15 protein-coding genes are annotated in these 20,295 nt (G+C 38.7%); 9 read left to right on the top strand and 6 right to left on the bottom strand.

Annotation, left to right across the window (positions count from 1 at the left end; genetic code table 11):
* Positions 1-139 precede the first annotated feature (139 nt).
* Both ubiE and A8C56_RS05145 read left to right on the top strand, forming a co-directional pair.
* Positions 140-883 carry a bifunctional demethylmenaquinone methyltransferase/2-methoxy-6-polyprenyl-1,4-benzoquinol methylase UbiE gene (ubiE, locus tag A8C56_RS05150; protein ID WP_067761609.1) on the top strand — a complete coding sequence of 248 codons (744 nt, stop codon included), beginning with the start codon at positions 140-142 and terminating at the stop codon, positions 881-883.
* A gap of 32 nt (positions 884-915) precedes the next feature.
* On the top strand, positions 916-2,130 hold the full coding sequence (locus A8C56_RS05145) for a retropepsin-like aspartic protease (RefSeq protein WP_067752951.1): 1,215 nt from the start codon (positions 916-918) through the stop codon (positions 2,128-2,130).
* A 609-nt stretch (positions 2,131-2,739) separates the two neighbouring features.
* Here A8C56_RS05145 and A8C56_RS05135 read toward each other — a convergent pair.
* A complete protein-coding gene (locus A8C56_RS05135; protein ID WP_084490401.1) occupies positions 2,740-3,504 on the bottom strand; it encodes a 4'-phosphopantetheinyl transferase family protein in 765 nt (254 codons plus the stop codon).
* A gap of 95 nt (positions 3,505-3,599) precedes the next feature.
* On the opposite strand from A8C56_RS05135, the gene A8C56_RS05130 reads away from it, so the two are divergent.
* Both A8C56_RS05130 and A8C56_RS05125 read left to right on the top strand, forming a co-directional pair.
* The gene (locus A8C56_RS05130; RefSeq protein ID WP_067752941.1) at positions 3,600-5,177 is read left to right on the top strand and encodes a hypothetical protein; all 1,578 of its coding nucleotides are present in this window, start codon (positions 3,600-3,602) and stop codon (positions 5,175-5,177) included.
* Positions 5,178-5,224: 47 nt separating this feature from the next.
* Positions 5,225-6,172 carry a hypothetical protein gene (locus A8C56_RS05125; protein WP_218917245.1) on the top strand — a complete coding sequence of 316 codons (948 nt, stop codon included), beginning with the start codon at positions 5,225-5,227 and terminating at the stop codon, positions 6,170-6,172.
* Between the two features lie 164 nt (positions 6,173-6,336).
* Here A8C56_RS05125 and A8C56_RS05120 read toward each other — a convergent pair whose 3' ends face one another.
* Positions 6,337-8,139, bottom strand: coding sequence for a hypothetical protein (locus A8C56_RS05120; protein WP_157097879.1), 1,803 nt, complete (start codon positions 8,137-8,139; stop codon positions 6,337-6,339).
* A gap of 457 nt (positions 8,140-8,596) precedes the next feature.
* Between A8C56_RS05120 and A8C56_RS05115 the strand changes: the two genes are divergently transcribed.
* From A8C56_RS05115 to A8C56_RS05095, 5 genes are all read left to right on the top strand, one after another.
* Positions 8,597-9,934, top strand: a complete 1,338-nt coding sequence (locus A8C56_RS05115; RefSeq protein ID WP_067752936.1) for a flippase — start codon at positions 8,597-8,599, stop codon at positions 9,932-9,934.
* 187 nt (positions 9,935-10,121) lie between these two features.
* Positions 10,122-11,678, top strand: coding sequence for a glycoside hydrolase 5 family protein (locus A8C56_RS05110; RefSeq protein WP_157097878.1), 1,557 nt, complete (start codon positions 10,122-10,124; stop codon positions 11,676-11,678).
* Between the two features lie 408 nt (positions 11,679-12,086).
* Positions 12,087-12,821, top strand: a complete 735-nt coding sequence (locus A8C56_RS05105) for an FkbM family methyltransferase (protein ID WP_067752931.1) — start codon at positions 12,087-12,089, stop codon at positions 12,819-12,821.
* Positions 12,822-13,018: 197 nt separating this feature from the next.
* Positions 13,019-14,254 carry an acyltransferase family protein gene (locus A8C56_RS05100; RefSeq protein ID WP_067752928.1) on the top strand — a complete coding sequence of 412 codons (1,236 nt, stop codon included), beginning with the start codon at positions 13,019-13,021 and terminating at the stop codon, positions 14,252-14,254.
* 181 nt (positions 14,255-14,435) lie between these two features.
* A complete protein-coding gene (locus tag A8C56_RS05095; protein WP_157097877.1) occupies positions 14,436-15,662 on the top strand; it encodes a hypothetical protein in 1,227 nt (408 codons plus the stop codon).
* Between the two features lie 17 nt (positions 15,663-15,679).
* Here the strand turns inward: A8C56_RS05095 and A8C56_RS05090 are convergent, their stop codons facing one another.
* The 4 genes from A8C56_RS05090 to A8C56_RS05075 all read right to left on the bottom strand — a co-directional run bounded on the left by A8C56_RS05090 (position 15,680) and on the right by A8C56_RS05075 (position 19,959).
* A complete protein-coding gene (locus A8C56_RS05090) occupies positions 15,680-16,888 on the bottom strand; it encodes a glycosyltransferase (RefSeq protein WP_067752922.1) in 1,209 nt (402 codons plus the stop codon).
* Between the two features lie 32 nt (positions 16,889-16,920).
* A complete protein-coding gene (locus A8C56_RS05085) occupies positions 16,921-18,024 on the bottom strand; it encodes a glycosyltransferase (RefSeq protein ID WP_218917244.1) in 1,104 nt (367 codons plus the stop codon).
* Positions 18,025-18,088: 64 nt separating this feature from the next.
* A complete protein-coding gene (locus tag A8C56_RS25395) occupies positions 18,089-18,706 on the bottom strand; it encodes an acyltransferase (protein ID WP_067752916.1) in 618 nt (205 codons plus the stop codon).
* Between the two features lie 152 nt (positions 18,707-18,858).
* The gene (locus A8C56_RS05075) at positions 18,859-19,959 is read right to left on the bottom strand and encodes an O-antigen ligase family protein (RefSeq protein ID WP_218917243.1); all 1,101 of its coding nucleotides are present in this window, start codon (positions 19,957-19,959) and stop codon (positions 18,859-18,861) included.
* Positions 19,960-20,295 lie beyond the last annotated feature (336 nt).

The raw sequence follows: 20,295 nt of genomic DNA, 5'->3' as shown, positions 1-20,295 counted from the left end.
GTTGGAAACGCTGTTCATCAGGAGTAGCTTATTCTCAAACCCGATCAGAAAAGTGGCGCCGCAGTTTTTCAGCTGATTTCTTGGGTACAAAATGCGATCCTCATTTCTGAAAATGCAAAACCCTTTACCTTTGCAGGTTATGACGGAATTACCACATGACCATATTATTCCCTACAAAGCGTCTGAAAAGACCAAAAAGGAACAGGTAGCGGAAATGTTTGACCGCATTGCGGTCCGGTACGATTTAATGAACAGGGTACTTTCCGGCAGAACAGATGTTGCGTGGAGAAAGAAAGCCATCAATATGCTGAAAAAATACCAGCCGCAACAACTTTTAGATATTGCTACCGGAACCGGCGACCTGGCGCTTACCGCTTACAAATTGCTGCATCCGCAGCATATAACCGGTATCGATATTTCGGCTCAGATGCTGGAAGTAGGTAAACAAAAAATAGCGAAAGAAGGCCTTTCGGGTAAAATAACATTGCAATTGGGCGATTCTGAGAACCTGGAATTCCCGGGCGACCAGTTTGACGCCGCTATGGCAGCTTTTGGAGTGCGCAATTTTGAAAACCTGGAAAAAGGGCTATCTGAAATGCTGCGGGTCTTAAAACCAGGAGGTCAGCTCCTGATCATTGAATTTTCCAGGCCACGGCCCGGTGTATTTAAAGGGCTGTATCAATTGTATATGACCGTAGTGGCCCCACAAATTGCAGGAATGCTGAAACAAAACAAAGAAGCATACCAATACCTGAATAAATCGGCAAAGGCTTTCCCGGAACGGAATGACTTTACGGATATTTTAACGAAAGCAGGTTTTAAGAAGGCTAAATATAAAGCACTTACTTTTGGCATCTGCTGCATTTACACTGCCGAAAAATAACTATTTCCGGCAGCCCTATTTATCTTGAGCCAATGAATATAAATGCCATAAACCGGGTTTTAGGTTTCCTGTCTTTGATAGCGCTGGCTCCGTTGCTGATATTTTCACAAACCGGGCAAAAACAGACCATCTCATCCGCCATACCTGTTTTTACAGTAATCCCTTATGAAGATGCCACAGGATTACTGATCGTGCCTGTTACTATTGAAGGCAAAACATACCGTTTCCTTTTTGACACCGGTGCTTTTACCGCAATTGCCCCCGAGCTGGACAGTATATTACAACTCAAAAAAGAGGGTCAGATAAATTTTGTAGATGCCAATAACATTGCGGGCAGCGCAAGCTTCATCGATCTGAAAGATATAGCTGTAGGCTCCTTAAAATTCTTCAATAAAAGAACAGCCCTTTTCGCAAGTCCGCTGTTCAAATGCCTTGGAATAGAAGGGGTCCTTGGCAATGATTTGCTGAGCAATTATATTGTGATGATCGATCCTGTAAAAAAACAGATCACGATTACTGACCAGCTTAACAAGCTGACGTTTTCCCGGAATAAGGCAGCCGGCTCTCCTGTTACCCTTACCCAGCAGAAGAGTCCCTTTATTGATACCCGCCTTACACATGAAACGACAGGTGCATTTGTTACTGTTTTTGACACAGGCTTCCGGGGGTTCTACCAGGTATCCCGACTGTTTGCAGCTGACCCGGAAATGAGCTCATACTTTAGGGTGCTGGACTCAGGGCGAATCAAAGGTTCTAATTCTTTAAGCGTTTATGATCAGAATATTGAAACATTAGAAACGCATTACCGTATGCTATTGCCGGAGCTGCATATTGGCAATGCCCGCTTTCTGGATGTACCTGTACAAAGTATGGATAAACCCTATAATGCTTTGGGAGTGGAGCTTTTAAAATACGGGGCCTGCATACTTGATAATAAAAATAAAAAGTTTTATTTTTTACCAGATAAGACAACCATAAATATGGGCGATGGCGAATGGCCGGTCAGCCTTGGCCTGTCTGACGATAACCTTATTATTACTTATGTCTGGGATCCGAAATTAAGAAGCCAACTGGAGATAGGCGACCAGATCCTTGCCATTGGCAACCACAGTTATGATGGCAATAACTTTTGTGACCTTTTAACAAGGATCCCATTCCCCGACAATGCAGATTCAGAAGCAATAACGATTAAGGATCAAAAAGGCAACATCAGAAAGGTGATCCTTAAAAAGGAAGATTACGATTAGCCGAAAATGATCATGGATGTGGTGCATAAAGCCCAAGGCCAGGTTTGTTTTGCTCACGCGCTTTTCAGCCTCCGCTGCCGGAACGCCTTTGCGCATCATTACTTTTTCCCATTCTTCAAATACATGCTCCCCCACTTTAGGGTGTACAAATCATAATGTGCAAACCCAAAAAAAAGGTCTCTTATTTCAACAGGATAAATAACGTTTGTATCCAAAGCAGCGATGAACCGCACACTATGAATCATACAATCCGGCTTCTTCGTTAAAGTTCATGATGTCTACAATATATTTTTCCTGTTGTTTTTTTGTCTGCTTCTTGTATGTTAAGATATCCTCATAACAGAAGCTAAAGCATCATAGGATTCAATAGCTATTTTCTGTTCAGCTTTACTGATTTTTTCTACTGCCTCCATGATTATATTGATTTTAAGTATAGTGTAAACGAAACGACAATAAATAGAGTTCCGCTTTAACTTTTCATCAAAAAATATGATATTGATAATCAAATATTTATCAGGCTTCGCCGCCAATACAATCTGTGAGAAATAATATTGCCTTGTTTTTCATTAAGCATAACACTATCCTACCGGACTATTGTACAGCAAAGATCTATACCCCGGTAGCCAGCTGTTCCGGCGATAAAGCAAAAAACCATAGCGGAGGCCGCTGTGCAGAAACGCTGCATATACTTACGGCATATGCATCATCTGCAATCAGACTGGTATTTTGCAAAACAGCGTGAAGATCCGTATCAGGGTCACTCAATCTGTTGTACCCGTCCAGTACCTGGAACCACTTCAATTCATCATTCAGCCCGATGCCCGCTGCTTTCACAGCAGCTTCTTTGCGTGTCCAGAGCATAAAAAAATCCTCAAGCCTGTTTTCAGATTCATTTAAAAAACGCTGTTCTGTATTATTAAATGTGGCCTCTGAGATCGATTCAATATCAAAATCCTTTATCCGTTCCACATCTGCCCCCACCTCCAGGCAACTGACTGCAATTACCAGCAAATTGTGTGAATGAGACCAGTTAAAGCAGGGGGTTTTTAAAGTGCCTGCCTGCTTCAGATAAGGTTTATCAAATCGTCCTTTCAGGAACTCAATTCCGGATGGGTTGAGGCCATTATATTTTGCCAGCAGCAGCCGGCATACAATCCTGGCAAGCAAATAACGTTGCGCATCTTCCCGGTGATAAAACCGGCTGCTCTTTTCGGATTCAGCAGGACTGATGAGTGAGGGCTTTTCCTCAATCAGGTGTGTCCATTCATTAATAGCAAACTTATGAATATGCACTCCTGTACTATCCGGCACAAAATGGGAGCTCCATGCCACTTCCTGTTCCCTGTAACAATGGATTTCAGCGATCGCTTTCAATATCAAAGAATATTTAAACAGCAAAATAACAAAAAGGAACGCTTATAAAAACTTTTTTATGCATTTCAACGCAAAGCGTGTAATTTTAAGATACTATGAACTATAAACAACTGGCTTCTGTATCAGGTTTGGCACTATACCTGTTATTTTCCTGTGGGAAAAGCAAAGGACAGGAACATCAATATGAGAGCGGGCTGGTAGGAAAAATTATTGATTCCACGCACCCTATAACCATGGATGCTTTTATTGGCGCCAATGCTTTTATTGATGATCCTCCGGAGAAACTGAAGCCGGTAGGCTTTATAAGAGAGTACCACGACTGGGATTGGAACGAGGGCAACCGCTCCGGTAATTACCCGGGGTTCCCATATAACCAGATCCGGTTTGCTCCCAGCTATCCGGGCTGGAGTTTTGATGATTTTTACCAAGTACTGAAAAATGAAAATATAACCGTTTCGCCCTGCCTTCAGGGCGCTGCGGGCTGGCTGCACGGGGGAAACGATTTCCCGAAAGATAATAAACCTATTGACAGCCCGGGTTTAGATCCGGCAGATCCCTTTTCCTATTACAAAAAGGCTTTTTTTGCTTACCAGCTTGCGGCAAGATATGGCACTGTAAAAGTGCCGGACAGCAGTCTTGCATTAGCTCCTGATCAGCCCAGGCTGTCCGGAATGGGGCTGATCGGCTATATTGAAGACTGGAATGAACAGGACCGGGATTGGGAAGGAAAGGATGCAGAGTTCAGCCCGCAAGAGTATGCAGCAATGGCCAGCGCCGATTATGACGGGCACTGCAATACCATGAACAAATATGGGAAAAAGTATGGTATAAAGAATGCTGATCCGTCAGCAAAGCTTGTCATGGGCGGATTGGTGAATACTAATCTGGAATATATAAAAAGAATGAAGACCTGGTTTGAGGCCAACCGCAGGGACAAAGTATTTGCCGCTGATGTGCTGAACTTTCATATTTATGCCTTTAAGGATGGTAAAAGCTGGCAGGGAGGCGGGCCGGCCATCAGTCCGGAGGATGCGCATTTCAGAGAACGCCTTTCCGAAATCGTAAAATACAGGAACCAATATTTACCACAAAAAGAAGTATGGGTTTCCGAGTTCGGGTGGGATACCAACCCACAATCCGTGCTCTGCCCTCCCCAAATAGGCAATATGGATGCCCAGGAAGTGCAGGGTATCTGGCTGGTACGCGCTTACCTCGCCTTTGCCGCCGCCGGGGTAGACAGAGCACAAATGTTTATGTCGCGCGATGTGAACCCCAATGATAAAACCTGGTTTTCAAGCAGCGGGCTAATGGGGCCTAAAGGCGATTTTACACCTAAAAAGTCATGGTACTATGTGCATACTTTAAAAAATGTATTGCAGCATATGCGCTATATGGGCAACCAGGACACAAAAGATCCGAATGTGCTCATTTATAAATTCAAAGATATCTCCTCTTCAAAAGGCGCCTATGTAGTATGGGCCAGGACCAGCAGGGACTATAAGGCGGCAGATTTTCAGGTGCCCGTTTCTTCTGATACCAAAGAGGCCCGGCTCATCACGTTATTACCCGGCAATGCAGAAGGCGATACGCAAAACCTTACTATTAATAAAGGCAGCGTATACATTGATGTATCAGAAAAGCCCGTTTTTATTGCTGTAGACAATATAAAATGATCAGCAATCCTTATTGAGCAATAAATAAAAAAACCAGTTATTATATTGTGTGGATATTTGTCTTAAAAAAGGCTGCAAGCTTTATCATTGCATTGCGCTACCGGGGAATACCGGCAAAATATAAATATTTCTACAGGGATACGATTGTATGCAAGCTGAACCAGATCCGCTATTTCTTTAAAGATTATATGCTGAAAAAGCCTTACAAAGTGATCAGCTTTGAAGGAGAGTTTGCAGCCGAACTGCAATTTGCGCTTCCGTTTGCCTACTGGCATTATAAGAACGGCACCCTGAAGGCTACGAGATCTTTTGCTCAAACCAAAGAACTGTACTTCTTTTCTAAAGATCATGAAGAAATTTTTACGGAGCGAAGCAATGAAGGCAACTATAATTTTGAACTGCCCAGGATCTTATACAGCCAGGATTACCATATGAAAAAATGGCTGCCGGTTCCGCTAAAGAGCATTTATCAAAATGATATTTATCACTTTGATAAACCAATGCTGATCATTGCCAATAAATTTAATTCAGAATGGGATGGCCCCCCGGTAAATTTCATTGGCCTGGAGTTACTGCATACAATCATCACGCAGTTGAATGGCCGGTATACGATCATATATAATCGCCCCCAACCCGGGAATATTGTAAACGATAACAGCGCTATTTATGATCTGCAGGATTTTGAATGGCTAACCAATACCCACCCGGAAGTGTTGTTACTGGATCATCTGTTCCGGGAAAACAAAATAAAAGCCTATAACTTCAATCATTTCCAGCTTTGCGTTTATGCCAACTGTTCCAACTTTATCTCTGTGCATGGCGGCACCGCCACATTAGCCAGCTATTTTGGCGGTAAAAACCTTATCCTTTCCAAACAGGGGCCGGAGCATTATTTTTCCTGCTTTAAAAAACTATACCCCCAGTTTTCCGGTGCAGCTATCTATCATGCAGCCTCTGATGAGGAGTTGTCAGACCTGGTTAATAAAATATTTTAGCGGGCACAATAAATTGCCCGGTATTATTGTTGTCTAAAAAAGGATCATATCCAGTATCTATTACAAAATATTCCTGATAAAATTTCTACACGGGCTCTGTAAAATTAAACTTAGGCTCACCTATCCTAACTTTTTATCTTTCATTAAATACCTGAACCTGAAAATCACCAGTCTTCTGCCCCTACACCGGTAATTATACTATTTAAGTCTGTTGTATTATTTACAGCCTCTGCTGCTGTGGTTTTATAGACATTATTGGAATTTACAGTCATATCAGCATCGCTTGTACCACTTGCATAGTTTATCAAAGTATCATCATCAAGTTCAAAACCTAAATTATTATAAAACTCAAACGTTCCATGCAGGTTATAAAAATCAACCAGTCTACCGGGGAAGTCATTATTTTCATAGTTCATATCCCCAACTGTATTATTGTATACTTTAGCATTAGTGGGATAGAAATAAGGGCTTTCAAACATGTAAGGTTGTGGGCTTATTTCCATACCACTGTATTTCCTACTATGGTAAATTTTGTTATGGAATACTTCAGCTATTTTATTTGCATTGGAAGTAAAGTTAAAATTCCAGAATCTTACCATATTTCCCTGATGGTTAGTACATTTACAGTGATGCACTTTTCCATTACCCTTTACGAATATTATGCCATTATGATTGTTATTGGTGGCGTTAATATTATTAAAGATAATATGATGTATATCTACGTCTTCAACAGAACCTATATAAACTAATGCACCCCAATCTGCATTTATAAACGTACAATAGCTCACTTCCCAATTCTTTTTAATACCTGTATGACTTTCATTAGATGTTTCAGGAAATCCTCCATCTGCCTGTAGAGAACCGGTGTTATCAAAGTACAGGTTTGAAAACTTCACATTTTCACTCCATGTTGAAGAGTCAGAAGGATCATATATTTTGTCTTTGTCATTATAATATATTGTATAGTCTCCAATATTCTCAAACTTCATATTAGCAATAGTAAGATTACTGCCGCTAAAATACATGGCACGATATGAATTATCATGAAACCAAAATCCATATTCTGTACCCAGCGCACCATCTCCGCTAATAGTTACACCATTAATATTAGACATCTCTAATGTAGACAGTCCGGTGAGTTCTACAACACCGCCGGAATTTCTTATATACACCCTTTGGCCTTCCGGTAAGACTATGTTCTCTAGATCTATATATGTATAGCTACCGGCAGGTATTAAAAGTACATCGTTATCTTGCAATATTATTTTAATACCATTGTCGTAAAAATCGTCACCATCAAACTGTATTTGGCTATTTTCAGCCGTTAGTGTAAATACTCTATTTTGCTCAGCATTAGTTTGTAAATTGTATTGGCCTAAGTCACTATCAGTATAACCTGAAGCCTGAGCTTTACATGTAATATTATAAATTGTAGCTGCTGTAAGCCCTGTAAGGCTTAAAGTAGTGCCGCTACTGCTTTGTACCTGTACAGCATCCTTATACCAGATATAATTTGTAGCATTAGGTATAGTTGTAATACTTAAATCAGCAGTAGTATCTGATTTACTATTTAAAGTAATAACAGGTGTTGCTAATTTTTCTATAACAGGTTTAAGAACAACCAGATAATTAACTGTGCTATTATCAGCAGTGCTTGTACTTTTTATTATAAACCCGCCGGATACAATATAATCTGCTTCACTACAGTATAGCACACCAGGTGTTCCGTTAATTGATTCATAACTCACTATTACCATTTGGGTAGCCTGATCTATATTATACGGAACTTCTGCAGAACCATTCACTAATGTTGCCTGCCCTGCAACATTTATTCCAGGAGTTTTGAATCCAACTGTAGCTACTTCATTATTTGCATTAATACTTTCAATATAAAGCTCTTTGCCTACCTCGGGCAAAGTAGTTGATGCTGTTTTAAAAAACTGTAGGATCGGTAGATAGTCAGGCATATTTAAATTTTAAACTTATCTCAGAATGTCCTCATGAATTTAGGGTTTTTTGTTCTAAAATAAAAAAATAATTCTGGGGGATTTATGGATGAAGACAAAGTAGCACGATTTTTCCCCATTTTAAAAGGGAGAGTAACCGGGATCAATCTTTAGTAACGATTATTTACGGCAGCCTTTTCCAGAATATACAGTCTTAAAACAGTTGCATGGGCTTATAAAAAAACTACCGTAAGGGGTACATACAACTCTTTTGATATATGGTTTCTTTTGTGAACCTTTTCCATTTCTCCTTACTTTGGTTGTTTCCTAAATCCCCTGTAACAGTACCGATTAATGATCAGTTAATTCTTGTAGTAAACTACAATAATATCAATATACTTTCAAAAGAAAAATATCACTATATATTATTATTTAAGATATCTTGCATTATATAACTATATAAAATCCGGACTACTAGATGCCTAATTACTGGATTAAAAATGGGATCATTAACATTGCCCAGCAATTATTTACTGTATTTTTTGGTTTCCTGAGCCTGTATATACTGGTACGTGTACTATCACCTGAAGAATATGGCACATGGGTGCTTTTTTTAGCTACCATCAGCGTTTTGGAAATTGCAAGAAACGGCCTTACTCAAGAGGCATTGGTCAAATACCTCACATCAAGCATGCCTTCAGACCAAAAAAAAATTAATACGGCAACCTTCGTCATTAATATGAGCATGACCATTCTGATAACAATCCTGTTGCTGGCAATCGGTTCCTGGCTTGGTCAAAGTTGGAAATCTGCCGAAATAAACAGTATGTTTCATTTGTATTTAGTTGCATTAATCTTTTCGTCAGTTTTGAACCAGGTAAATTGTATTGAACAAGCCCATTTAAGTTTTACAGGTAATTTCCTTTCCAATACAGCCCGCCAACTTATTTTTTTAAGCTTTGTAATCTATTGCTGGATTACCAAGACTCCCACAAAATTACAAACACTTGTAGCTATTCAGGTTTTTAGCGTTGGCATAGCAATGCTGATAGCATTGCTATGCTCTTACAAAAGGATCAATTATTCTTTAAGATTTGATAAAATCTGGGGGAAAAAAATTTTTAATTTTGGGAAATTCACTTTTGGAGTCACCTTAAGTTCTATGCTCGCCGGCACTATTGATCAAATGATGCTGGGTTCAATGCTCTCCAAAACAGCCAGTGGTATCTTCAATATCGCTGTCCGAATTTCCAACGTAGTAGATATACCGTCTTCGGCTATGGCAACAATTTTGTATCCCCAGAGTTCAAAAATGGCAGCAACTAAAGGAGAAACGGACATTAAGTATCTTTATGAAAAGTCAGTGGGTATTATCCTTGCTATTCAAATTCCCATTGTTCTTTGTTTACTTTTTTTCTCTGGTATTGTGATACATTTTTTAGGAGGAGAAAAATATGAGGAATCGATTTCCCTTCTTAGAATTACATTGTTAGGATGCTTATTTAGCCCTTATGGAAGGCAGGGGGGCACTATTTTGAACTCAACCGGAAAATCTAAATTAAATTTTTATATGCTGTTGATCCTCACAGCAGTAATCGTTATATCTAATTTAATTTTAATAAAGGAGTTCGGAATTTTTGGCGCTGCATATTCTAGTCTGGTAAGCAGTTTTGTAGGTTTTCTGGTTTGTAGGTATTTTTTAAAGAAAAACTTTAATATTAATACTAAAAATTCCGTTTATTATGCGGTCCAATTTTACCCCGAACTTGTTAAGAAATATTTAACAAAAAAAAGCTCTTCCTCAAAAAATATATAAATATTTCTAATATTCAATTAGTTAACATATAACACCTTTCCCAAAATTCTTAATTCCAGCTATCTGCGCAGGTAATATTCTTTCTTATCAAATATTTGGCAGTGTTTTTGAATAGACCAAAACATTAAAATAATTCACTATACTAAGTCAATTGTAATTTTTTCTTAAAATCAAAATCTTTTATTTCATGCGCCCGGTCCTCCCCCTCGCCAGCTTTATTTTAGCTGTAATTTTTAGCATTTCTTTCTTTTCTTGTTCTAAAACTCAAAACTTCACCAATATTCCAACCCCGGTAGATTCTTCCATAACAAATCCTCCCAAAAGTGACAGCGTGCCAGCAACGCTTCCCCTTCCTACAGGGAACCTATTTTTGTATGGTTCTAATATGGGTTACTATGGTGCCAATTGGCCTGATGAAAAATTAGCCGAAATTCTCATTGGCTCTACAAATACACCGGGTGTCGGAGTAAATAGTTTGCGCCCTGCGCTTTATGAAAGTTTCCTGGCACAATGGGGTCTTACTAACCGGTTAAGTACTTTTAAATATTACCAGCAGTTGGGAGCAAAAGACAATGTGGTTTTTCTTAATGGTCCGAGTGATGCGCATAAGGACAAAACCAAGTATTGTGCAACACACGAATCTGAAACTTTTGCCAATCTTTATGAACCCATCTGGAACCAGGATGGAAGCGTCAATGCCAATAATTATTACGCGAAATATGTATATGACGTAGTTAAGACTTATGGCCCATATGTAAAATTTTGGGAAGTATGGAATGAACCGGATTTTACGAATAACTGGTATCCGAACGATGCCTGGGTAAAAGCCGATCCTGATCCTTGTGATCTTGTAGGATTTTATGCTCCTATACAGAGTTATGTAAGAATGCTACGGATAACACATGAGATCGTAAAAAAGCTTGACCCTACAGATCTCGTATGTTTAGGCGGTATTGGATACGAGGGGTTTTTAGATGCTGTATTAAGAAATACGGATAATCCCAAAGGCGGAGCAGTAGCCACAGCTTACCCTGATAAAGGCGGCGCCTTATTTGATTGCGTTAGTTTTCATATATATCCCATGTATTATTTAGGAAATAACAAAAATTCTGATGCTGCAGCTAAGGCAATCACAGACAGAAAAAATACTTTTGAGTCTGTACTTACCAAATATCAATATGCCAATAAAAAAGATTATATCATAACAGAATGCAATATTCCCCGAAAGGCCTTGAGTGGTTACATTGGTTCAGATGAGGCTCAGCGCAATTTTATGATAAAAGCTGCCGTGTCATCACAAAAAGCCAATATTCGCGGTATATACATGTACCAGATAGCAGAAACGGAAACATATGATGCGGCTACCGATCCTTACCAAACCATGGGTTTTTATCAAAAAATCACCTCAGGTCCATATAATGTAGTAATGAATTCATCCGGAATTTCCTGGCGTACAACAAGCCGGTTGCTAAAAGACAGACTATTTGATAAAACAAAAACCCAATCCATGAGTTTACCATCTAATATAGACGGGGGTGCATTCTATTCCGCCAGTGAAAAAAATTACATCTATGTTTTATGGGCAAAGGCATCAGGCAATTCGGAATCAGTTACTTCGACCTATACCTTCCCGGCATCTTTTGGTATAAAGTCAACTTCTAAAATTTATAGTTGGGATGAAAAAGCGGCTCAAGCTACAAATAAAATAGCTCTTACGGGTGCCCCGGTTTTTATTAAACCCTGATAAACAGAAATAGGAAGAGATAGATGGATGTAGACACCATCTTCTCTCAGGATAATTATAAGTCAACTGAGGGTGTATCAAAAGTCGTCATTTCGAAACGTAGTGTAGCCGAGAACTTTTTCACCGAAGGTAAATCTCATAAAATGTTTTGTATTGATTATGAGATTTCTCCGTTTCGCTTCGCTTCAGAATGACGGCTTTCTTTATTTTGACAGCCTCTATTTGTAGCCCTGTTCAAAGCAGTAAAGCAATTTAAGCTTGATCATTTGCCCTTTTTGTCAGAAAAACAATCTATGCTACTGTAATTATGAATTCGGTGAATGACCCAACCGGGTTTCCCTATAAATTGTGTACTAACTATACTATAAATTATTATCTTTACTTATATAAGTACTCAAAACTAGGTTTATGAAAAAAATACTGCAAAGCTTTCTGCAAAAAATCTTGGGATATGAGAATTATCTTTTTTATTTTTCGAGAGCCAAGATTTCTTTCTTCAAGGGTCAGGCATTTGAACCTGAATTTTTTGAATTTATGAACCTGATACCGGCTGGTACCATTCTGGATGTTGGCGCCAACATCGGAATTACTACTATACCATTCGCCCAAAAATTTCCAAAGGAGCGTATACATGCTTTTGAGCCGATTCCTTCTAACTGTAATGCCCTTGAGCGAATAGTGAAATTTTATAAAGTAAACAATGCCCAACTGCATAAGATTGCACTGGGTGAAGAAAACGGAATATTAAAACTGGTTACTCCCATTATCAAAGGTGTACGAATGCAGGGGTTAAGCCACGCCTATGTGGAAGAGCTTCAGGATGATTGGAACACAGGCGATATTTGTGAGATCCCGATGTCAAAACTTGATGATGTGTCAGTTTTACAAACTGAAAAAAAGATTGTAGCTATAAAGATTGATGTTGAGAATTTTGAATACCATGTTCTTAAAGGTGCCCGGCAAATACTACTGCAGCACAAGCCGGTTATTTATTGCGAACTTTGGCCCAATGAAAACAGGAACATAGTAATAGATTTTTTAAAGGAACTGGGGTATTCGGTAAAGGTTTTTGAAGGCTCCCAACTCATTGATTTTACTGACCAAAAAAAGACTAATTTTATTTTTACACCAAAAACCACATAGAATTATTAATCAGGATCGGCTATTTTTTACTGCTGCCAAAAATTCGTATACTTACTCTCTGAAAGGGTAACTTGTAAATAGAGTTTATACAGGTTATACGAAGGCTTCGACAAGTAAGTATTTCCATCCTAATTAGCAATATTTATGTTTGTTTACAATCTAAAATGACGAAGAATGATACCTAAAGCAGGAAAGCAATGATTGATAAAAAAGCAACCACCCAATATGCACTCAGCATTTTGCGAAAACATTTTTTATCGATCCCTGAAAAATTAAGACGAGTGACATCAGGCGGCAAATTCATCAACGAAATCGATGGTTTACGTTTTGTTGCTATTATCCCTGTGCTTATACAACATATGACGGAACGTTTCGAACGCAATACGTCTATCAACTTTGCCAAACCAGAGGAAGGAAATTTTTTGTCTTTTTTAGCTTCAAGAGGCTTTTTAGGTGTTTATATCTTCTTTGTAATTAGCGGATTTATCCTGGCGCTGCCTTTTGCGTCTCATTACCTGAAGCAGAAGAAGAAGGTACCACTGAAAAATTATTTCTGGCGCAGGCTTACCCGGCTTGAGCCCCCCTATATTATCTGGATGTCTGTTTTTTTCATACTATTCCTGTTTGCCCGGCATGAAAGTTTCAGCAGCTATTTTCCACATTACCTGGCCAATATAACTTATACGCATACACTCATATATAAAGAATGGTCTCCCTTTGATCCCCCTACCTGGACACTGGAAATAGAGGTTCAGTTTTATATACTGGCGCCCTTCCTGTCTTATCTGTTTTTCAGTGTTAAAAACAAAATGAGGCGCAGGGTCATTAACCTGGTGGCTGTAACAGTTTTGATGCTGCTTCAGCAATACCTGCAATTTTATGCCCGTCCTTACAATTTTACTATTTTAGGGCATTTGCATTATTTTCTGGTAGGCTTTTTCCTTGCTGATATTTTCCTTGAGGATTGGAATAGTACACCAATAAAAGGCAACGGCAGGTTTGATGTCATCGCAATAATAGCGCTAATCACATTGCTATTTGGCTGGAGTTGGGATTTTGTCTGGTATAGCAGGATATTGGTTGTAACTGCGTTATTCCTGTTTTTCTATTCAGCTTTTAAAAGTCGTTATGTAAACCGTTTTTTATGCAACAGGTGGATCACTGCCATCGGAGGAATGTGCTATACTATTTATCTCATTCATCTGCCTTTTTCAGAACTGCTGATCGCCATTACCAAAAAAATCCATTTTACCCAGTTTTACGCGCCCAACCTTCTACTTCAATTATTAATTTTTATACCTTTAATCCTGATCATCAGCGCATTTTGCTTTCTGCTGCTTGAAAAGCCATTTATGGATAAAAACTGGCCGAAGCGCTTTTATCAAAAAATAATCCAGTTTTTTTCGAAAAGCGAAGTAAGGACAGATCAATAGTAGAGCTAAATATTGCTTTTGCAACATTTATTATAAATTTCTATAATAATATGGAACAGTTTTTGCTAATATTCACCAATATGTGATTGTATTGATAATCACTCCCTCCTGCAGTTGCAAATCCTGTAAAATACACACTTTAATTTATTTTTTGTAGAAATTAAATAAGTATTATTATTAAATGGATTATTTAAAAATGCATTTATTGCTGGGATTAGTGGTTATAACATTCTCATTTTGTGCCGAATCCTGCCAGAAAGGAGAAAACCATGGACAGCTCACCCCCGGCTCCTATAATTTACCTCCCGAGGACAGCTCAACAACGAATAAAACAGATACCTCTCATCATGACAATACCAGCCCGGAGCCGTTAGATCCGACTAAAATGAGCTTTGAAGTTGTATTTTCCAACACTGCAGATGATGCAAAAGCTACTGTGGCCGAGCTCAAGTACAACAAAAATGGATGGGTTAGCCTTGAATTTGATGACAATAGTTTAGATGCTTTAAAAGCTGAAGAGTTGTTAAAAGGCAAATTTTATACTGATGGCTGTGGTAACAATGTCCCTTATGCCGCTGCATTAGCGGTTATCGGACGAAGTAATTATAATAACCAGGAGATGGGAACTATGGGAGATTACTATGTAACCTATGCACAAATGAAAACGATGATCGGGCTAGGCTGGGATATAGAAAATCATAGCTTATATCATGAACCAACCGGAAATTATAATAACGGTACCGACTGGGCTAAAAATATTTCCGAAATGAATGCGCTTATTCTTCAGAAGATCAATTATAATATGAACGGTGCTGTTGTACCGGTTAACTATTCCGGATTTCCTACAGCAGCCAAAAATTTCGGATATTTATTTTCAAGCTCTGAAAGTACTTTTGATAATCTGGCTCCCGGCTTAGGTGATTATCAAAAAGTAGCCTCTTTCAATCTTGCGCCTTTAACGTTCAGCGCCTTTAACAGAATCTTTAACGACGACTGGTCAAAAATGGAGACCGATGTTAAAAGCGCCACTGCTACCCTTATTACCCGTAAGAATTCCTATTTCCGGTTAGGGTCGCATAAAGTGAATATAAATAATCTTCAAAACATACTGGATAATTTTTCTTCTGTTACAAAAGACAATATTCTGTTTCTTTCTACAAGAGAGATCATGGAATACAGAGTTATGGCGAAACTTCCAATAACCTATAAAACGGAAGCTAATATTTTAAAAGTAGTTATTGACCCAAAAACGCTCCCTGACCGCTTTCGTTGGCGTGATCTTAGTTTTATTGTAACTTCCAAAGCAAAGATTACAAATATTAAAAATTTAAACGGTATTGATAAAGCTACTTTTAACCCTGAAACAGGGTTAGTAAATATTTTCAAACAAAAAACGATCTGGCAATAACGCTTAAGGAAAAGATATCAAAGCGTTATTCCTTTTCTGGCTGCCGTTTGCCCGTAGGCGTCCAGGATCAGTTGAATGCTTCGTTCCCAACTGTGTGACAATGCGAACTTTTTTCTCGCTTCCTGAAGTTCAGGCGCATCTGTATCCAGCAATTCCTGAATCCCTCTTATATAGCCATCCCCATCTTCAGCTAAAAAAACATATTCTTTAAAGTCCAGCATCGGTTCTGTTTTTGTGGCAATAGTAGGTTTTCCCAAAGCCAGATATTCATCTATTTTTCTTGGATAGTTGCCAACAGTAATAGGGTTTATGTATTGAGGATTCATACATACGTCAAATCCCTTAATATAGGAAGCCAACGTTTCAGGTTTCTTTGTGCCCAGAAAATACACATTGGGCATTGTATGTAACCTGCTGGCTGCGAATTCTTCATCTTCTGCTCCAATAAAGACAAGACTCCAGTCATTTTTTTCTTCTGCAATTCGTTCTAGTAAAGCCAGATCAAGCCTGGAGTTCCATAATGCACCAATGTATCCTATAATTGGCTTCGGAATAGCCAGGATTTCAGGAGACGGTTTCAGTCCTTCGTCCTTGAAATAGGTAAAATCGCACCCCTGGCCTACATAAAAAGAGTCAGGATTAAAGGTTTTGCAATACGACCTTAAATATTCTGAATTGGCCAGGCACAAATCGCTTTTTGCCATCAGTTCCGGCTCAAGCTGAACACCATGCTTTGCCCAGTATTTCACTCCTACAATATTGTCCCGTGAATAATAGGCAGAAAGAGACGGCTTTAGGAACTCTTTCAGATAAAATGCCTTAAAAATTTCATTATCATTAAATAATAAATAGTCTTTAAAGCATAGTTTATGAATGGCATCCAATATAGAGTTAGCAAATTTGCGGTTATTCCGTCGGTTAAAGAATTTGAATAGTTTTGTGGAAGAGATCCAATTGATGGATTCAACCAGACAGTCGGGATATAAATTATACAGATTTTCTTTAATTTTCTCAATCCCCGGCAAACGGCCGGCGATTATATCAATCCTCTTCTTAACTTTCGGATCCGTTCCATATCTGACCTTAGTGATACGGTCCAAAGGAGAATTTACATATAATATCCGGTTATTCTTGCTAAGCTCCAGTGCAATATCTTTACAGTTGCTGCCTATTTCAGTATCCCAGGGCTGTTGCCCAACAATAATAATATCTTTATTCTTTAGCATTATTCAACATTAATTACCTTACGGAAAATTTATTATTTATAGGCTTTTACATTATGTTTTGTTGCAACAGAAAGCGTATTCGCCTTTTTGGCTTTGAAAAGCGCAACAACCTGATAATACATAAAACGGGGTATTTGTTTAAGCGACTGATATATTGAGGGTTTTGCTTTAAAAGTATCCAATGCGTAGAAAAAAAGGAATATAAAAAAAACGAATGAACAGGTCCATATCAGCAAACCTGCGGGAGTAAACAACAAGTTTAGCAGAACCATTACAGCGCTTAGAAAAGCCAGCATAAACAGGGGTGGGCGAATAATCATTATGCTAAAAGCAAACTGATTCCAGTTCAGGCGGAATATTGACTTAAAAAACAGTTTTACTCCCAATACCCAATGCTTAAACCATGCATTGATCCAACGGGCACGTTGTTTCACTAGTTGTTCCGGATTATCAGTTTTCCCATCATATACAATTGCATTGCTGGTAAACGCAATACGATATCCCTGATTCACTAACTGATACTGCAGGTATTTATCAAACCCTGCTCCGGAAGCAGTAAAGTTGCGGAACATTTTCTTATAAACTTCGGTATCAAATGCCATTCCTGAACCGGCCAACGAAGCAGAAGATCCTGTTCCATATAAAAGCAGGCGGTCAATAAACCTGTAAAAGATATCTCCTGCTTCATCCAAACAGGCATACACTGTGTTCAAATTCCGGGCAGCGCGCACTCCCTGAACTGCATCAAAGCCTTCCTCCATTTTATTCGCTATTTCAGAAAGATAGTGTGGATCTACCAAATTATCGCTGTCAATAATTGTAATAATATTATGGGCGCGTCTAAAATTTTCTATAGCAAAAAAATGTGATTTTGTATTACTGGACAGTACCTTCTCAGGTCGCAGCAGAATAACTCTGTCTGACTTAAATGAAACGCCGGTAATGTCGCAAGCATCAGCCACAACATAAATAAGATAATTGTCATAGGTTGATTTTAAAATTGATGCTACAGCATCTTCTACCAGGTCCATTTGCTGATAAGCTGTAATAATCACGCCGATATCATAATGATCCCACCCGCCAGGAGTCGTTTGCCATTGAATTCTCTTCCTGATCTGATATATTATAAACAGCAAAAACGGAAACCAAAAAGGTACTGTGAAAATAACCTGCAAAATGAGCCAGAATGTATACATACGTTTAAACCCTTTCCCAGTTTTTAGATACGTTATTATATTGTTTAATAACCCTGGCAGGATTCCCAGCCACGATTGAAAATGGAGGCACATCTTTCGTTACTACGCTGCCTGCGCCCACAACTGAATGCTTTCCTAAAGTAACCCCTGCAGTTATTACGCTGTTCGCCCCTATCCAAACTTCATCTTCCACAATAATTCTTTTGCATTCCACCTGCTGATGGCTGATGGGTTGATGAATGTCCTGATAACCATGATTGAGCCCGGATGCCACTACATGCTGGGCAAACATGACGTGTTTACCTACAGATATAGGGCCAATTACAACACAACCGACCCCAATAATAGAGTGACTGCCGATTTCTACATCTCCCACTCCATTATTGATTACTGCATAGTCTTCTATAATAGCGCATTCCCCAAGAAAAAACTTATTAAAAGGGAAAAGATCCATTCGTGAATATTTTCTGACGATAGAACCCCCGCCTTTTTTATGAACAAAAGGATTAACAAACGCCCGGATTAACCATCTTGGGCGAGGATCATGCTCAGCATTCAACAACCATTGCGCTGTTTTTTTCAGCGCTGGAACAGATTTGATCTTTTTTTTTAACGATTCCATAATAATTAACTTCTGTTCGATTGCCAACGGGAACGGGGACGCTTCACCTCTTTATAAAAGATCAATCCCATGTATATGCCCCAAAGCAAAGATATTATCCCGGGCACTGCAAAAAAAGCAACTGGCATATATTAAATGTTTAAAATGGATGCTTATGAAGCCTGCTGTTCCTTTCTGTAATTCAGACACATTATATACACGGTTCCCATAGAAAGCTGTATTACGTTCAGGGAAGGCATTGTATTCATTACTTCATTTCCATAACTACACAAAAAAATGCCTACCACTCCAGAAATCAGGGCAATCAGTTTCAACCTCAGATTCTGATCCTTTACATTCCAGATCATTCCACAACATTTACCGATAAGATACATCCAGAAACTAAAGAATATTATAAAGCCGATAATACCATACATTGCCCATACTTTTACCCAATAGCTATCCGGCGGTATGGTGGAAAGAAATTTATCTGCATTATATTTTACACCCCAGGTACCTATAACACCCAACCCGCCTCCGAAAGGACGTGATGCCATATAATCTGCTAGTTTAGCCTGATTATTTAAACGTACATTCAAAGAAGCATCCTCCGGATCAAGTGCTGTCCGTAACCGGTATATATTATAATTAGAATTACCAATATAAGTATATTTCAACATTCCTATAAACCCTATGGCAATGATGCCTCCAATAATGAGCACCTTATAGTTCTTGCTTAGCAATAAGGCGCAAAAGATCCCGGCCATTAAGGCAAATAAAGCCCCCCTTGTTCCGGAGATTAACAACCCGTAAAAGGAAATAGCTCCCAAAATAAATAGTAGCGTTTTTTTCAATGTTCCTCTTAAACCAATAGCCAGCACAATTCCTAATACTACAAACTGAGCCTGAGAAGCTCCAAATTGACCTGCATCCGAAAAAAATGAAAAAACCCTTAACTTCCCGAAAAGCAAATGCGTGGATGAGGCTCCCTCATCCAGGAACCGCTGCTCACCTGGGCTCAATCCTATTTTTATCTGTTTTATCCCATTCAGGCTTGCAATAAATGACAGTAACAGTAACAGAATTAAAAAGTAGTTCAACTTTTTTCTTGTGTTAATTAATAAGCATCCCAAAGGCGCTATTAAAAGCGGATATAATGCCGAAGTTCTTATTTCCTGCATCCACCCCTGAAAACTTCCTCCATTAGGGTTACCCAGCTCCATCACGCTGATAATAAACCAAATCAGAGAAAGCCATACTAAATTATTGTTCAATACTTTAAAATCGTACCGACCAGAATTATACCAGACACTTAACCAGGTAGATATAAGTAACGCTTCATTTAACGTTCCATAAGACATTCCTCCAACCTCTCGGTCCAGTATTACAAACAAAAAACTATATGCAAGAGATGTAAATAAGCCAATTAAAGGCTCTCTAAATAATAAAACAAGAAAAACAATACCCAATAAAATCAAAACGGGTAAAAAAAAGAAAAGAACAGACTGTGTTAAAACAGCTAAAATAACTGATGCAATCAGTATAATTAAGCCAGCTGAAATAAACCCAATTTCTCCTTTTGAAAATCCAGAATTATTTAAAGTATGAGG

Origin of the sequence: Niabella ginsenosidivorans, from assembly GCF_001654455.1 — a bacterium.
GTDB classification, from domain to species: domain Bacteria; phylum Bacteroidota; class Bacteroidia; order Chitinophagales; family Chitinophagaceae; genus Niabella; species Niabella ginsenosidivorans.
Note: the sequence above shows the minus strand (reverse complement) of the source record. Positions and strands in the feature narration are given on the sequence as shown.

What these genes read in the sequence shown, in the direction of transcription:
- ubiE (WP_067761609.1), top strand. Translation starts at nt 140, where the DNA reads ATGACGGAATTACCACATGACCATATTATTCCCTACAAAGCGTCTGAA.
- A8C56_RS05145 (WP_067752951.1), top strand. Translation starts at nt 916, where the DNA reads ATGAATATAAATGCCATAAACCGGGTTTTAGGTTTCCTGTCTTTGATA.
- A8C56_RS05130 (WP_067752941.1), top strand. Translation starts at nt 3,600, where the DNA reads ATGAACTATAAACAACTGGCTTCTGTATCAGGTTTGGCACTATACCTG.
- A8C56_RS05120 (WP_157097879.1), bottom strand. Translation starts at nt 8,139, where the DNA reads ATGCCTGACTATCTACCGATCCTACAGTTTTTTAAAACAGCATCAACT.
- A8C56_RS05115 (WP_067752936.1), top strand. Translation starts at nt 8,597, where the DNA reads ATGCCTAATTACTGGATTAAAAATGGGATCATTAACATTGCCCAGCAA.
- A8C56_RS05110 (WP_157097878.1), top strand. Translation starts at nt 10,122, where the DNA reads ATGCGCCCGGTCCTCCCCCTCGCCAGCTTTATTTTAGCTGTAATTTTT.
- A8C56_RS05105 (WP_067752931.1), top strand. Translation starts at nt 12,087, where the DNA reads ATGAAAAAAATACTGCAAAGCTTTCTGCAAAAAATCTTGGGATATGAG.
- A8C56_RS05100 (WP_067752928.1), top strand. Translation starts at nt 13,019, where the DNA reads ATGATTGATAAAAAAGCAACCACCCAATATGCACTCAGCATTTTGCGA.
- A8C56_RS05095 (WP_157097877.1), top strand. Translation starts at nt 14,436, where the DNA reads ATGGATTATTTAAAAATGCATTTATTGCTGGGATTAGTGGTTATAACA.
- A8C56_RS05090 (WP_067752922.1), bottom strand. Translation starts at nt 16,888, where the DNA reads ATGCTAAAGAATAAAGATATTATTATTGTTGGGCAACAGCCCTGGGAT.
- A8C56_RS25395 (WP_067752916.1), bottom strand. Translation starts at nt 18,706, where the DNA reads ATGGAATCGTTAAAAAAAAAGATCAAATCTGTTCCAGCGCTGAAAAAA.